The 15298-nt window shown below is 68.4% G+C and carries 11 protein-coding genes; 6 read left to right on the top strand and 5 right to left on the bottom strand.

All coding sequences use genetic code 11. From position 1 onward, the window contains the following. Window positions 1-7: 7 nt before the first annotated feature. Entirely contained in the window at window positions 8-1120 is a 1113-nt protein-coding gene (locus AC1Q87_RS02555) for an anhydro-N-acetylmuramic acid kinase (RefSeq protein ID WP_492607440.1), read from the bottom strand. Window positions 1121-1309: 189 nt separating this feature from the next. On the opposite strand from AC1Q87_RS02555, the gene tyrS reads away from it, so the two are divergent. The 4 genes from tyrS (at window position 1310) to AC1Q87_RS02535 (ending at window position 4987) form a co-directional block, all read left to right on the top strand. Then, complete coding sequence (gene tyrS / locus AC1Q87_RS02550) at window positions 1310-2638, top strand: tyrosine--tRNA ligase (RefSeq protein ID WP_492607439.1); 1329 nt, start codon at window positions 1310-1312, stop codon at window positions 2636-2638. Between the two features lie 11 nt (window positions 2639-2649). After that, on the top strand, window positions 2650-3114 hold the full coding sequence (locus tag AC1Q87_RS02545; RefSeq protein WP_492607438.1) for a peroxiredoxin: 465 nt from the start codon (window positions 2650-2652) through the stop codon (window positions 3112-3114). A 294-nt stretch (window positions 3115-3408) separates the two neighbouring features. Continuing rightward, window positions 3409-4572, top strand: a complete 1164-nt coding sequence (locus AC1Q87_RS02540; protein WP_492607437.1) for a M23 family metallopeptidase — start codon at window positions 3409-3411, stop codon at window positions 4570-4572. After that, entirely contained in the window at window positions 4553-4987 is a 435-nt protein-coding gene (locus tag AC1Q87_RS02535) for a bactofilin family protein (RefSeq protein WP_492607436.1), read from the top strand. The genes AC1Q87_RS02540 and AC1Q87_RS02535 overlap by 20 nt, the downstream gene beginning before the upstream one ends. Window positions 4988-4990: 3 nt before the next feature. On the opposite strand, the gene AC1Q87_RS02530 is transcribed toward AC1Q87_RS02535, so the two are convergent. From AC1Q87_RS02530 to AC1Q87_RS02515, 4 genes are all read right to left on the bottom strand, one after another. Then, complete coding sequence (locus AC1Q87_RS02530) at window positions 4991-5698, bottom strand: 2-phosphosulfolactate phosphatase (RefSeq protein WP_492607435.1); 708 nt, start codon at window positions 5696-5698, stop codon at window positions 4991-4993. Window positions 5699-5798: 100 nt separating this feature from the next. Then, window positions 5799-6921, bottom strand: a protein-coding gene (gene prfB, locus AC1Q87_RS02525) for a peptide chain release factor 2 (protein ID WP_492607434.1) whose coding sequence is annotated in 2 segments (ribosomal slippage) — window positions 5799-6851 and window positions 6853-6921 — 1122 coding nt in all. Because the reading frame shifts where the segments join, the coding sequence is not laid out codon by codon here. Window positions 6922-6997: 76 nt separating this feature from the next. Further along, on the bottom strand, window positions 6998-9382 hold the full coding sequence (locus AC1Q87_RS02520; RefSeq protein ID WP_492607433.1) for a penicillin-binding protein 1A: 2385 nt from the start codon (window positions 9380-9382) through the stop codon (window positions 6998-7000). 99 nt (window positions 9383-9481) lie between these two features. Then, window positions 9482-10642, bottom strand: a complete 1161-nt coding sequence (locus AC1Q87_RS02515; RefSeq protein ID WP_492607432.1) for an N-acetylmuramoyl-L-alanine amidase family protein — start codon at window positions 10640-10642, stop codon at window positions 9482-9484. Between the two features lie 453 nt (window positions 10643-11095). Here AC1Q87_RS02515 and AC1Q87_RS02510 point away from each other — a divergent pair, with 453 nt between their 5' ends. Then, window positions 11096-13750, top strand: a complete 2655-nt coding sequence (locus AC1Q87_RS02510) for an Rne/Rng family ribonuclease (protein WP_492607431.1) — start codon at window positions 11096-11098, stop codon at window positions 13748-13750. A gap of 117 nt (window positions 13751-13867) precedes the next feature. Continuing rightward, window positions 13868-15271, top strand: a complete 1404-nt coding sequence (locus AC1Q87_RS02505) for a M48 family metalloprotease (protein ID WP_492607430.1) — start codon at window positions 13868-13870, stop codon at window positions 15269-15271. The last annotated feature ends 27 nt before the right edge of the window (window positions 15272-15298 follow it).

Below are 15298 nucleotides of genomic sequence, written 5' to 3'. Positions count from 1 at the left end.
CTAAACTCTAGCGGTTCGGGCGGACGATACGCCCGCCAGTCATCGGCGCAGCGACGCCGGTGGTCTTGGGAAATGAGATCGGCAGCCCCCGCGCGGTGCGCGCCGCCAGATAGGCGAAGGCCTCGGCCTCGATCGAGTCGCCGCGCCAGCGGTGATCCTCGGCCGTGGTCACCGGCACGTCCAGCCGCTCGGCGAACGCCGCCATCAGGGTTGGATTGCGCCGCCCGCCGCCGCAGACGATCAGCTCGGTAGGCGATCCGCCCATGACCCCGAAGCCGAGCTTCAGCGCCTCGGCCGTGAACGCCACCAGGGTCGCGGCCGCATCCTCCAGCCGCAGCGGCTCCAGCGGCTCCAGCGAGAAGTCGTAGCGGTCCAGCGACTTCGGCGGCGGGGCCTGGAAGTAGGGATGCGCCAGCAGCCCGCTCAGCACCACCTCGTCCGCCTTGCCGACGCTCGCGTACTTGCCGCCCTCGTCGAAGCGGCCGGCGCCGCGCGACTGCATCAGCAGGTCGATCATGCCGTTGCCGGGGCCGGTGTCGAAGGCGGCGATGTCCTCGCCGCCCGACCAGAAGGTGACATTGGCCACCCCGCCTACGTTCAGCACCGCCAGCGGCGCGGACATACCCGCGCTCTGGGCCCGCGCCAGGTGATAGATCGGCGCCAGAGGCGCGCCCTCGCCGCCCGCCGCGACGTCCGCGGTGCGGAAGTCGAACGCCACCGGCACGCCGCTCGCATCGGCCAGCCACTGGGCGTCGCCCAGTTGCACCGTGCGCCCGACGGCGCCGTCCTGCGGCCGCTCGTGCAGCACCGTCTGGCCATGCATGCCGATCAGGTCGATGTCGGACCAAGTCAGGCCGTTCTGCGCCAGGAATTCCTCGGCCGCGGCGAAGTGCTCGCGCGCCACCGCCTCGGCCGCCGGCGCGAACGAGTCCGGCTCCGGCTCGCCCCGCTCCCAGGCCATCGCCGCATGGGTCGCCTCGAGCACCGCCGCGCGGGTTTCCTCGCTCAGCTTTCGCTCGCCGGCCGGCCCGAAGGCGAAGATCGTCTCGCCGTCGGTCTCCAGGATCGCCATGTCGCAGGCGTCGAGGGACGTGCCGGTCATGAAGCCTAGAACTCGCATGCCAGCTTGACTGCCACGGCGTGCGGGCCGTAGCTAGAGCCCATGATCACCCGCGCATCCATCGCCGGCCGCTATTACCGCCTGCCCTAGAGCAGGCGCGGAACGATCTCTTGCGCCACCCGTAACGGTCGGCGCCCGCACCCAAGGAAAAGACGGTCTCCGGCCAGCAGCCGCCTAGGAGCCTGTCAGATGTCCCTCGAACTTGCAGACAATCGCGTGCTAGAGCGCGCCTCTGAATCCCCGACGCCAGAAGAACGCCCCATGTCCGAACAGCCGTTCAAGTCCGAGTTCCTGCGCACCATGCAGGAGCGCGGCTACATTCATCAGATCACCCACCCGGCCGAGTTGGACGAAGCGGCCGCCAAGGGCGCGATCACGGCCTACATCGGCTTCGACGCCACCGCCGCGTCGCTGCACGTCGGTCACATGATCCAGATCATGATGCTGCGCCGGCTGCAGCAGGCCGGGCACAAGCCGATCGTGCTGATGGGCGGAGGCACCACCAAGGTCGGCGACCCGACCGACAAGGACGGCCAGCGCCCGCTGCTCACCCACGATCAGATCCAGGACAACATCGCCACCATCAAGGGCACCTTCCAGCGCTTCCTGACCTTCGGCGACGGGCCGACCGACGCGGTCATGCTCGACAACGACACGTGGCTGTCCAAGTTCGGCTATGTCGAATTCCTGCGGAACTACGGGGTTCACTTCACGGTCAACCGCATGCTGGCCTTCGACAGCGTCAAGGCGCGGCTCGAACGCGAGCAGCCGATGACCTTCCTCGAGTTCAACTACATGCTGATGCAGTCGGTCGACTTCCTGGAACTCGAGCGGAGCCACGGCTGTCTGCTGCAGATGGGCGGCTCGGACCAGTGGGGCAACATCGTCAACGGGGTGGAGCTGATCCGCCGCGTCGACCAGAAGCCGTCCTTCGGCCTGACCACACCGCTGCTCTCCACCGCCTCGGGCCAGAAGATGGGCAAGACGGTCGGCGGCGCGGTCTGGCTCAACGCCGACATGCGCAGCCCGTACGACTACTGGCAGTTCTGGCGCAACACCGAGGACGCCGACGTCGGCCGCTTCATGCGCCTGTTCACCGACATGCCGCTGGACGAGATCGCCCGCTACGAGGCGATGCAGGGCGCCGACATCAACGAGGCCAAGAAGGCCCTCGCCAACGAGACCACGCGGATGCTGCACGGCGAGGAGGCCGCCGCCGCCGCCGCCGAGGCCGCGCGCGTGGCCTTTGAGGTCGGTTCGGTGTCCGGCGACATGCCGACCCACGAGGTGCCGGCCGCCGAGCTCGAAGCCGGGATCATGCTGGCGGCTCTGGCCACCGACGCCGGCTTGGCCGGATCGCGCGGCGAAGCGCGCCGCCTGGCCCAGGGCGGCGGCCTGCGGGTCAACGACAAGGCCGAGGCGGACGCCGGCCGCATGATCACCAACGCCGACCTCGTCGACGGCGTGGTCAAGCTGGCGGCCGGCAAGAAGAAGATCGTCCTGGTGAAGCCGGTCTAAGGAGCACCGTCATGTCCGCACTGACCGAGGGCGCAAGCGCCCCCGACTTCGAACTGCAGGGCGCCCAAGGCCCGGTGAAGCTGGCCGATTTCGCCGGCAAGCCGCTGGTCGTCTATTTCTATCCGAAGGACGACACCTCCGGCTGCACGAAGGAGGCCCAGGAGTTCACCGTCCTGGCCGCCGACTTCGCCAAGGCCGGCGTCGCCCTGCTCGGCGTTTCCAAGGACAGCGTCGCCAGTCACGCGAAGTTTACAGCCAAGTACGACCTCGCCGTGCCGCTGGCGTCGGACCCCGAAGGCGCGATGATCGAGGCCTACGGTTCCTGGGTCGAAAAGAACATGTACGGCCGCAAGTACATGGGCATCGAACGCTCGACCTTCCTGGTCGGCGCGGACGGCAAGCTGGCCCGGATCTGGCGCAAGGTCCGCGTCCCGGGCCATGCCGCCGAGGTGCTGAAAGCCGCTCAGTCCCTTTGATTGTTAAGCTTGACGCGCTGCGGCCGCTCGCCGCAGCGCGACGCCCTGACACGCGGGAGCGACGGAACCGCCGGCCTCGCCCGCTGTTGTAGATTTGTCGCGCCGACCCTTTATCCAGCCAAGGTTCGGAGCCTCCCATCCTCGTGATCTAGCGTGGCCGTTCAGGCCCTGTTAACCACGATCAGCGAAACTTGTTCGCCGCTCGGCCCGCGTACGTTGCAGCGTGAAGACGCTTGCACGCGCGCCAATTCTCATTGCATATCGCGCCGTTCCCCCGAGTTCGTAGCCGATACGGTGAGAATGACACGCTTCGCGCGCCTTCGCCGATCGCTTGTAGAGCTGTTCCCAGAGCGGCACCTCTACATCCGCTCTGGCGGTGAAATGCGTTCCTTCGTCCTGACCACCGGCCGCCAGATGGCGATCGCCGGCGGGGTCGCGGCCGGCGCCCTCTGGATGGGCGTCAGCACCGCGGCGATGATGGTCAACGCCATGGCTGTCTCCAGCCATGACCAGCAGCTGGCCCGCATGCAGGCCAAGTCCGAACGCCTCGTCGCCGACCGTGAAGCGCGCCTGAACAGCGCCATGGTCCAGCTGAACCAGGCCGAGGGCGGCATCGGCGCCCTGGCCGCCAGCGTCGAGAACCGCCACGCCGCGCTCGCCATGCTGCTGACCGAGTTCAAGGGCCAGCCAGGCGCTCAGGCCGCCCTCGCCCCGGCCATCGCCAAGGCCACCAGCGCCTCGGCCGAAGTCGGCCCCCTGCGCCGCATCGAACTGGTGCGCGCGGGCCAGGAACGCCTGATCGACGCCGCCGACGACTTCGCCAAGACCCGCGCCGACCGGCTGCGTCTGGCCTTCCGCCTCGCCGGCCTGACGCCGTCCTCCTACGTGCCCAAGGGCGGCTCCCTGGGCGGCCCCCTGATCGAGGCCAAGGATCCGCGCGCCCTGGCCGCCGTGCTCGACGTCGACGAAGACTTCGCCGAACGTATCCAGCATGCGGCGACCAATCTTTCCGAGGCCGGCGCGCTGGTCGACGCCGCCGCCAAGCTGCCCTTTGCCCGCCCGACCACGGCCGCGGCCCAGACCAGCAGCTACGGCGTGCGGTTCGACCCGTTCACCCGCCGCCCCGCGTTCCATTCGGGCCTCGACTTCGCCGGCCCGACCAACACGCCGATCTACTCGACCGCGCCGGGCGTGGTGTCGTTCACCGGCGTCCGCTCGGGCTACGGCAACACCATCGAGATCGACCACGGCCGCGGCTTCAAAACCCGCTACGCCCACTTGCAGGCCATCGGCGTGCGCCCGGGCGAGCGCGTGACCGTCGGCAGCCGGATCGGCGGCATGGGTTCCACGGGCCGGTCCACCGGGCCGCACCTGCATTACGAGGTCTGGGTCAATGGTAGGGCCCAGAACCCGTCGCGTTTCGTAAAGGCTGGCGATTATGTTCTCCAAGGCGGCTAAGCCCGAGAAGACTTCCGACGCGTCCCTGTCGGCGACTAGCGAACGCAAGGCCCCCAAGCCCGCCTCCCTCATCAGCCAGGACCTGACCCTCGAAGGCGGCATCGTCGGCGAAGGCGAACTGCACGTCGACGGCGTGATCCGCGGCGATGTGCGCGTCGGCCGCCTGACCCTGGGCGACACCGGCCATATCGAAGGCTCGGTCCAGGCTGAGAGCGTCGACATCCGCGGCCGCATCATCGGCACCGTCAGCGCCAAGCAGGTTCGCCTGTTCGGCACCGCCTATGTCGACGGCGACATCACCCACGAGCAGCTGTCGGTCGAGACCGGCGCCTTCTTCCAGGGCCGCAGCCTGAAGTTCCAGCGCCCTGCCCCGGTCGCCCTCGCCGCGCCCGAGCCGGAAGTCCAGAGCGCCTGACGGCTAGGCGACGTTCTCGTAGGCGCCGTTCTTCAGCAGCGGCGTGCAGTGGCTGACGTTCAGCTCGGCGGCGATATCGACGTCGAGCGCGTGTTCCTTCTCGATCAGCTCCACGCCAGAGCGGCAGGTCCGCAGGGTCGCTTCCAGGTGCGGGCGCGCGCTCAGGAACGCATGGCGTGCGACGACCGCCTCGGGTTCGCCGTCGAAGCCGATCGCCTCGATCACCGCCCCGGCGCCCAGCAGGTCCTCGATCGCCGGGCGCAGCGAACCGTCAGGCCATAGCTCTCCGGCCGGGATGACCGCGATGTCCCGCCCTTCGGCGAGGCTCACCGCCTTGGCCGCCACCGCCGCGGCGTTGCGCAGGCAGCCGGCCATCACCGTCGCCCGGCCGCAGGCCAGCGACAGCCGCGAACCGTTCGGCGACGGCAACAGCAGCCGCTCGCCCGGATTGAGCTTCATCAGGCTGGCGGGCGAAAGGCTCAGCTGCCCGCCAGCCTTGCGGCTGGCCGCCAGCCGTGCGCCCACCCGCTCGGCCTCGGCCCGGGCGGCGTCCTCGTCGCCATAAGGAAAGGGATGGATCCGCGCCTGACGATGGACCGCCACATCGACCGCCGTCGAGAACGACAAGACATCGACGATCACCACGACTGCGACGCGGTCGCGCAGCAACTCGACGCCCTTCAGCCCCCACTCGCAATGAACCTTCTGCATCACGCGCCTCCGTTCGCGATCGAACGCCGATCCGTGCGCGAATGCAAACGTCGCCGTGCGGCGGACGCCGGAGAGCGGGGGAAGAAGAGGCGGGAGGGGGCTAGGCCCCCGCCCCCTCGCGGGTGTTGCCGACGCGCTGCGCCAGCGAGGCGCCCATGAACTCGTCGAGGTCGCCGTCCAGCACCCCTTGGGTGTCGGAGGTTTCGACGTTGGTCCGCAGGTCCTTCACCATCTGATACGGCTGCAGCACGTAGCTCCGGATCTGGTGACCCCAGCCGATATCGGTCTTCTGCTCGTTCAGGGCGGCGGCCTCGGCCTCGCGCTTCTGCAGCTCCAGCTCGTAGAGCCGCGCGCGCAGCATCTTCCACGCTTCTTCGCGGTTCTGGTGCTGCGAGCGGCCGCTCTGACAGGCCACCACCACGCCGGTCGGGGCGTGCGTCAGGCGAACGGCCGAGTCGGTCTTGTTGATGTGCTGACCGCCCGCGCCGGAGGCGCGGTAGGTGTCGGTGCGCACGTCGGCCGGGTTGATCTCGATCTCGATGGTGTCGTCGACCACCGGATAGACCCAGACCGAGGCGAAGCTGGTGTGGCGCTTGGCGGCGGCGTCATAGGGTGAAATCCGCACCAGGCGATGGACCCCGGCTTCGGTCTTCAGCCAGCCATAGGCGTTCGGCCCCTTGATCTGCAGGGTGACCGATTTGATGCCGGCCTGCTCGCCCGAGGTCTCTTCGAGGAAATCGACGCTCATCCCGTGAGCGGTGGCCCAGCGGGTGTACATCCGCATCAGCATCCCGGCCCAGTCGTTGGACTCGGTGCCGCCGGCGCCGGAGTTGATTTCCATGAAGGCGTCGTTGCCGTCGGCTTCACCGGACAGCAGCGCTTCCAATTCGGCGCGTGCGGCGCGCTCCTTGATGGCCTTCAGCTGTTCGCGGGCCTCGTTGAGGGTGGCTTCGTCGCCCTCCTCGTCGGCCATTTCGGCGTAACCGATCGCATCGGCTAGGTCGCGCTCAAGCGACTGCACCGCCTCGACCGAGGCGGCCAGCTTGGATCGTTCGCGGGTGATCGCCTGGGCGGCGGCGGCGTCGTCCCAGAGGGTGGGGTCTTCGACGCGCGCATTCAGCTCATCGAGCTTTCTTAGGGCCGGTTCCCAGTCAAAGTCGCCTCCTGAGCAGTTCGATCGACTGCTCGATGTCGGCCTTGGAGGCCTCGACATCCGCTCTCATGGGAATCTCCGAACCAGAAAAATTCTGGAAGTCGCGGCAGATAGCGCGGGCGCGCCCGCCTGACAATGGCGGGCGGCTAGTAGAGCCCGCTCATGTCGTCTTGCTTCTTCGGCGGCGGGGCGGCCGCCGGCGCAGGGCTGGTCAGCTGTCCGTCCGGCCAGACCTGGTTGTAGGGCTGGGGTCCGTCGACCGGCATCCCGCCCGCCGGCGCCAAGATCACCTTCGGTTCAGTGCCCGGGCGGAACGCTTCGCGGATGCCGCGCACGGTCGCGAACTTGGCGTTCTTCGGCGCCTTGAACTCGTCCTTCGGCAGGTCCCTGGTCGCCGCCTGCATGAACTCGATGAAGATCGGCACCGCGGCCTGGGTGCCGGTCTCGCCCTCGCCCAGGCTGCGGTTGTCGTCGAAACCGACGAACACGCCGGCCACGATCTGCGGCGTGAAGCCGACGAACCAGGCGCTGCGGTACTCGTTGGTGGTCCCGGTCTTGCCGCCGACCGGGCGGTTCAGCACCAGGGCCGAGGTCGCCGTGCCGCGCTGGACCACGCCCTGCAGCATCGAGGTCACCTGATAGGCGGTGATCGGGTCCATGACCTGCTCGCCGCCGGGCGCGATCCGCGGGCTCTCGTCGCCGTTGAAGCCGGCCAGGCAGCGCGGGCAGTCGCGTTTGTCGGCGCGGAAGATGGTCTCGCCGTTACGGTCCTGGACCAGCTCGATCAGGTGCGGATCGATCCGTCGGCCGCCGTTGACGAACGACGCATAGGCCGCCGTCAACTTGAACGGCGTCGTCTCGCCGGCGCCGAGCGCCATGGCCAGCACATTGTCCATGCGCTTGGCGACGCCCATCTTGACGGCTAGGTCGCTGATCTTGCGCATGCCGACGCCCTGAGCCAGGCGCACCGTCATGGCGTTGCGCGACAGCTCCAGGCCGCGACGCAGGGTCAGGGCGCCATAGTAGCGGCGGTTGTAGTTTTCAGGCGTCCAGTTCTGGCCGCCGGCGCCGCGCAGGGTGATCGCCGAGTCCATCACCACGCTCGACGGCGTGTAGCCGTTCTCCAGCGCCGCGGCATAGACGATCGGCTTGAACGCCGAGCCGGGCTGGCGCATCGCCTGGGTCGCACGGTTGAAGTTCGACAGCGAGAACGAGTAGCCGCCCACCATCGCCAACACGCGGCCGGAATAGGGCTCCATCGCCACTAGCGCGCCGTTGACCGCCGGAATTTGCCGCAGCCGCAAGCCAGAACCGCCCTCGACCGGTTCGACATATACGAGGTCGCCGGACCGCAGGCCCTTGCCGGCCCGCGCCCAGGCCACGTCCTGCCCGACGATCGAGCCGGTGGTCCCCTCGCCGGCCACGCGCACCCGGACGTTCCCGCCCGAGACGTCGGTGACCAGCGCCGCACGCCAGCCGCGCCGTTCCGACGGCGGGCTCTTCTGCTTGGCGACCGCTTCCCAGCCCTCGGCGGTGTCGACGTGGCCCCAGGCGCCGCGCCAGCCATGGCGACGGTCGTACTGTTCCAGGCCGTTCATCAGCGCCACCCGCGCAGCCGTCTGCAGCTGCGGATCGAGGGTGGTGCGCATGTAGTAGCCGCCCTCGTTCAGGCGTTGGCCCATCGTCGCCAGGCCCCGCCGGCGCACTTCCTCGACGAAGAAGTCGGCGTCGCGGTACTTGGCCCGGGTCGGCGCCTTTTGAACCTTCAGGTCCTCGCGCTTGGCGGCCTCGGCCTCGGCGCGGCTGACCCAGCCCAGTTCGGCCATCTGGTCCAGCACCCAGTTGCGGCGGGCCATGGCCTGCGCCTTGCGGCGGATCGGATGGTAGTTGTCGGGGCCCTTGGGCAGCGAGGCCAGATAGGCGCATTCGGCCAGGGTCAGGTCGCTGATCGACTTGCCGAAGTAGTTGTAGGCGGCCGCACCGACCCCATAGGAGCGATAGCCGAGCCAGATCTCGTTCAGATAGAGCTCGAGGATCTGCTCCTTGTTCAGCGTCTGCTCCAGACGCCCGGCAAGGATGGCTTCCTTGAGCTTGCGCCCGACCGTCGCGTCGCTGGTCAGCAGGACGTTCTTGGCGACCTGCTGGGTGATGGTCGAACCGCCCTCGAGGCGGCGGCCGTTCACCGCGTTCATGACGTTCTTCATCATCGCCCGGGTCAGGCCCATGGCGTCGACGCCGCCGTGGCTGAAGAAGTTGCGGTCCTCAGCGGCCAGAAACGCCTGGGCCAGCTGCGGGGGCATGTTGTCGTACGGCACGTAGATGCGGCGTTCGCGCGAAAACTCGCCGATCAGCACCCCGTCCCAGGCGTAGGCGCGCGTCGCCGTGGGCGGACGATAGTCAGCCAGGTCCGAGGCGTCGGGCATGTCGTGGAACAGCCAGGCGGCATAGATGGCGATGGCGAATCCGGCCAGCGCAACTGCGCTCAGCACGGTCACCCCGGCGATCGCGATCCATCTCTCGGGGGGCTTCAAACTGACCGACCTCCGCGGGGCGCGCCCCGTCCGCTCAGGCTGGTCTAGCGTGCATCGCGCCGGGCGCCAACGGCCCTGCGTCGGCGTGGCGCGGCGCCGTTAGTTCGAGGCGAGCTTGGTGGGCTGGCCGAAATAGTCGTCGATCGCTTCGGCGACCGAGCCCATCAGCCGCGTGCGCTTGCCCGGATCGCGCAGCACCGCCTCGTCGGCGGCATTGGTCAGGAAGCCCATTTCCAGCAGCACGGCCGGAACGTCCGGGGCCAGCAGCACGGCCAGGCCCGCCTCGCGGTGGCTGCGGCGCAGCAGCGGCTGATGGTCGCTGACCCGCTCGAGCAGCACCTCGGCGAAGGTCGCCGAGCGGTTGCGGGTCATGCGTTGAGTCAGGTCCAGCAGAATGGTCGAAACCCCATGATCGCCATGGCTCCCGGCCTGCATGAACCAATCGTCCTTGCTGACGAACTTGGCCGAGCGGGAGGTGGCGCGGTCGGCGAGCGTGTAGACGCTCGCGCCGCGCAGCGACGGGTCGGTGCCGGAATCGGCGTGCAGCGAGATGAACAGGTCCGCATCGGCCCGGCGCGCGATCTGCACGCGCACGGCGTGGTCGACATAGACGTCGGCGTCGCGGGTCATGACGACCTTGTAGCGGCCGCTCTTTTCCAACTGACTCTTCAGCGCCCGCGCCGCGGCCAGGGTGACGTCTTTCTCGTTGCCGTCGGCGCCCTTGGTTCCGGGATCCTTGCCGCCATGGCCGGCGTCGATGACGATGACCTTCTTGAGCGGCAGCGCGGCCTTGGTCGACTTGACCGGCGCGGAGATGAAGCGCGGACCGGCCGACGCCTGGGCGACCTTCGCGGTCGACGGCGCCTTGGAGGCCAGATCGATCACATAGCGATAGTTGGCGACGCCGTCGGCCGGCGGCAGCAGGAAGCGGCGCTTGATCACCGCGTCTTCGGCCAGATCGATGCGCAGGCGCGCGCCGCTGGCGGCGTCGTCCACGACCCAGGCCTTCACCAAACCGAGTCCGCCGCCCTGCAACTGGCTGTCGACGGAGACGCCGGGCAGGTTCACGACGACTCGCCGGTCGTCCTGCCCGTCGGAAGCGACCTTGCCGGTCGCCGACTTGTCGAGATCGATGACGATGCGGGTTTCGGCGCGGTCGCCGCCCAGGCGCACCTTGAGAATGTCGGCCTTGGCCCCTGCGGCCTGCGCTCCGGCGACGATCGCCAGGCAGCAAACCACCGCGCCGACAGCCGCCAGCACGCTTCGTCCGCCGATCCTGAACCTGCCGCCCATACGCGCAGCCCCGTTACACATTCTATACAGTCATACCCATATAGACGGCAGTGGCGTGGACAAACGGTTAACCGTCTCCTTACGCTATCGCATTGCGGCGCGGCGGCTTTCCTTTTCGCCTCCAGTGTTGCAATGTCCGCCCGCGCTGGACCGTGCGCGCCTTGCGTCGCAAGGTTGCGGCCCGCGCGACACAACCCCGCGTCGGCTTCGCCACTTTCGGCGACCACGCGCCATCCGATCCGCGCTTAACGTTAGGCGCGCCTGGGAACACACCAATGGGCAGCGCCGCTCGAGCCCAATTTCGGCCTACCGCCCGCCTTGCCGGTTTCGGCATTGCGATGGGCGGTGGCGTGCGCGCCCTCCTGACAGACCGGCGGCGCCCGAGCCGAGAGCTCGCGGCGCGCCTCGGAGACGTACTTGATGTCCAAGAAGATGTTGATCGACGCCGCACACGCCGAAGAGACGCGTGTCGTGGTGGTCGACGGACCGCGTGTTGAAGAATTCGATTTCGAGAGCCAGAACCGCAAACAACTCAGAGGCAATATCTATCTCGCCAAGGTGACGCGCGTTGAGCCGTCGCTGCAGGCTGCCTTCATCGAGTACGGCGGCAATCGCCACGGCTTCCTGGCCTTCAACGAAATCCACCCCGACTACTACCAGATCCCCGTCGCCGACCGCGAAGCGCTGATGCGCGAAGAGGCCGACGATGAGGACGAGGTCGAATCGCGCGCCCGTTCGGGCGACGACGAGGACGAAGACGCCGTCGACGCCGACGACGACGACGTCATGGAAGAAGAAGTCGCGCGTCGCCGCCGCCGGCTGATGCGCCGCTACAAGATCCAGGAAGTGATCCGCCGTCGGCAGATCATGCTGGTCCAGGTCGTCAAGGAAGAGCGCGGCAACAAGGGCGCGGCCCTGACCACCTACCTCTCGCTGGCCGGCCGCTACGGCGTCCTGATGCCGAACACGGCCCGCGGCGGCGGTATCAGCCGCAAGATCACCGCGGCCACCGACCGCAAGCGCCTGAAGGGCGTGGTCCAGAGCCTGGATGTGCCGGACGGCATGGGTCTGATCGTCCGCACCGCCGGCGCCAAGCGCACCAAGGCCGAGATCAAGCGCGACTACGAGTACCTCCTGCGCCTGTGGGAGAATATCCGCGACACCACCCTGCATTCCGTGGCCCCCGCCCTCATCTATGAGGAAGAGGATCTGGTGAAGCGGACCATCCGCGACCTCTACGACAAGGACATCGACGAGGTCTGGGTCGAGGGCGAGGCCGGCTTCAAGGAAGCGCGTGAATTCATGCGCATGCTGATGCCGTCCCAGGCCAAGAAGGTTCAGCCGTACCGCGAAGCGACGCCGCTGTTCGTCAAGCACCGGGTCGAAGACCACCTCTCGCAGATCTATTCGCCGGTCGTGCCGCTGCGCTCGGGCGGCTATCTGGTGATCAACCAGACCGAGGCCCTGGTCGCCATCGACGTGAACTCCGGCCGCGCGACGCGTGAGCGGAACATCGAGGCCACCGCCCTCAAGACCAACATGGAAGCGGCCGAAGAGGCCGCCCGCCAGCTGCGCCTGCGCGATCTGGCCGGCCTGATCGTCATCGACTTCATCGACATGGATGAAGGCAAGAACAATCGCGCCGTCGAAAAGAAGCTGAAAGACGCGCTGAAGGACGACCGCGCCCGCGTCCAGATGGGCAAGATCTCGACCTTCGGCCTCATGGAAATCAGCCGCCAGCGCCGCCGCTCCGGCGTGCTGGAAGGCACCACGCACGTCTGCGAACATTGCGCCGGCACCGGCCGCGTGCGCTCGGTCGAGTCGAGCGCCCTGTCGGCCCTGCGTGCTGTCGAGATCGAGGCCCTGAAGGGCGGCGGCGAAGCCACCCTGAAGCTGCCGCGCGCCGTCGGCCTCTACATCCTCAACGAGAAGCGCAACCACCTGGCGCGCATCCACGAGAGCCTGGGCCTCTTCATCACCATCGTGATCGACGACGCCCTGGCCCACGCCGATCACGAGATCGAACGCACGGCCAGCGAGACCCGGCCCGAGCATGCGGCCGTGCATCACGTCCCGCTGCAGCCCTATCAGCCGGTTGAAGACGACTTCGACGACGAAGCCTTCGAGGACGAAGAAGACGTCGAGGAAGACGAAGAAGACGCCGATATCGAGCGCGAGGCCACCGACGACGACGAGGCCGAGCAGCGCTTCCAAGACCATGAGGCCGAAGGCGACGATCGCAACGGCCGTCGCGGCCGCCGCCGCCGCCGCCGCGGTCGGCGCGACGGCGAGCCGGTCGAAGCCCGTGAGGGCGGTGAACAGCCGCCTCGCGAGCCCCGTGAGGCGCGCGACGAGGCCGACGACGGCGGACGCCGTCGTCGTCGTGGTCGCCGCGGCGGTCGCCGGATGCGCGACGACGGTCGTCCGGCGGACATGTTCGCCTGGACCCGGCCCTGGGTGCCGTATGGCGACGATCCCTTCGTCTGGCACGACCCGTCGGAAGACTTCCCCTCGGCCCGTGCTCCGGCTCCCGCGCCGGCCAATGACGTCGCTCCGGCTCCGGCCGCCGCGGCCGAGGCGCTCGCTCCCGCGCCCAGCGTGAGCGACGACCAGCCCCACGTCGAACTGGACGTTTGGGTCGAACTGCCTGCGGTCGAGGACAAGCCGAAGAAGAGCCGCTCGCGCCGTGGTCGCGGTCGCGGCAAGGCCGAGGCGGCCGAAGCCGAGGTCGCCGCCGAAGCGCCCGAGGCGGTCGAGGTCGTCGAGGTCGTGGAGGCTGTCGCCGAACCGGAACCCGTCGCCGAGCCTGTCGCCGCCGAGCCGGAGGCCAAGCCCGCCAAGAAGCCGCGCGCGCGTCGCACCAAGGCCGCCGCCGCGGCTGAAGCGGCCGCCGCCGAGCCGGTGATCGAGTCCGCCCCGGTCGAGATCGCGCCGGTCGAAACCGTCGTTGAAGCCGCGCCCGAACCCGCTCCGGAGCCGGAATCGGCGCCTGCGCCCGTCTCGCGTGAGCCTGATCCGAACGAGATCGTCGCGCCGCCGCCCGTCCCGAAGAAGGGCTGGTGGCGCCGGGGCTAACCCTGGGCTGTGACAAAGGAAACCGGCTCGCGCCCAGCGAGCCGGTTTCCAGTCCGTCGGAAGCGCGTTAGGCTTCGAACACTGGGGCTTTGCGGGGGGCGCTTGGAGTTGTTCGGCATGGTGTCCCCTGCCCGTTCGGTCTCGAGAATCGCTCTGGCCGCTGTGACGGCGCTAAGCCTGACGCTGCAGGCCGCGCCGGTCCGGGCCGAAGAGAGCATGTCGCTCATTCGCGACACCGAGATCGAAGAGATTCTCCGCAAGGACTCCGAACCGATCTTCAAGGCCGCCGGCGTCGATTCCAAGTCGATCGAGATCCTGCTGATCGGCTCGAAGGACCTCAACGCCTTCGCCGGCCCGGGCACCATGGGCGTCTTCACCGGCCTGATCCTCGAATCGGAAAATCCCAATCAGCTTCAGGGCGTCATCGCCCACGAAGTCGGCCACTTGGCCGCCGGCCACTCGGCCCGCTCGGGCGAGATGACTTCGGCCGGCATGAAGCCGTTCCTGCTGACCATGGGCCTGGGCGTGCTCGCCGCCCTCGCCGGCTCGGGCGAAGGCGCCGCCGGTCTGATTGGCAGCGCCAGCTACTTCGGCACCCTGGGCGCCATGGGCTACAGCCGCGAACAGGAAAGCCGCGCCGACCAGGCGGGCGCTGCGATCCTCGAACGCGCCGGCCTCTCTGGGAAGGGCCTCGTCGAGTTCTTCGACAACTTCCGCTACCAGGAAGTCTTCCAGGAAGCGCGCCGCTTCGCCTACTTCCGTTCCCACCCGCTGTCGTCCTCGCGGATCGAGGCGCTTCGCCACCGGGTCGAACAGAACGCCCACTACGACACTCCGGACACGCCCGAAGCGATCTCCGAGCACGCGATCATGAAGGCGAAGCTCGACGGGTTCATCAACCCGACCATCGCCATCACCAAGTACGACGAGAAGGACAAGTCCTATCCGGCGCGCTACGCCCGGGCGATCGCCTACTATCAGATGAAGCAGCCCGATCAGTCGGTGAAGCTGATCGACGCCCTGCTCGCCGAGCAGCCGAACAACCCCTACCTCTGGGAACTCAAGGGTCAGGTGCTGTTCGAGTTCGGTCGCGCCCAGGAGGCCGAGGCCCCGCAGCGCAAGTCGGTCGAACTGAAGCCCGACGCGCCGCTGCTGCGCATCAATCTCGGCCAGACCCTGATCGCGCTCGAGGACAAGGCCAAGGTCGAGGAAGGCGTCGGCGAACTGCGCAAGGCCCTGACCCAGGAACACGACAACGCCACCGCCTGGCGGATCCTGGCCCAGGCCTACGACAAGCAGGGCAAGGAGGGCCTCGCCCGCCTGGCCACAGGCGAATACTTCTTCGCGACGGGCGATGCGACCCAGGCGCGGGTCTTCGCCATGCGCGCCCGCGAAAAGCTCGACAAGGATACGCCCGAATGGCGGCGCGCCACCGACATCGTCCTGACATCCAACCCGAGCAAGGACGACCTCAAGGACCTGGCGTCCGAGGGCTCGATCAACCGCCGCTCCTCGCGTTGACCGGGCCGAAAAGCCTTCGCAAAGCCA

The organism is Phenylobacterium sp. GW823-FHT02A09 (assembly GCF_058797775.1).
This window is presented reverse-complemented; position numbering and strand designations above follow the sequence as displayed.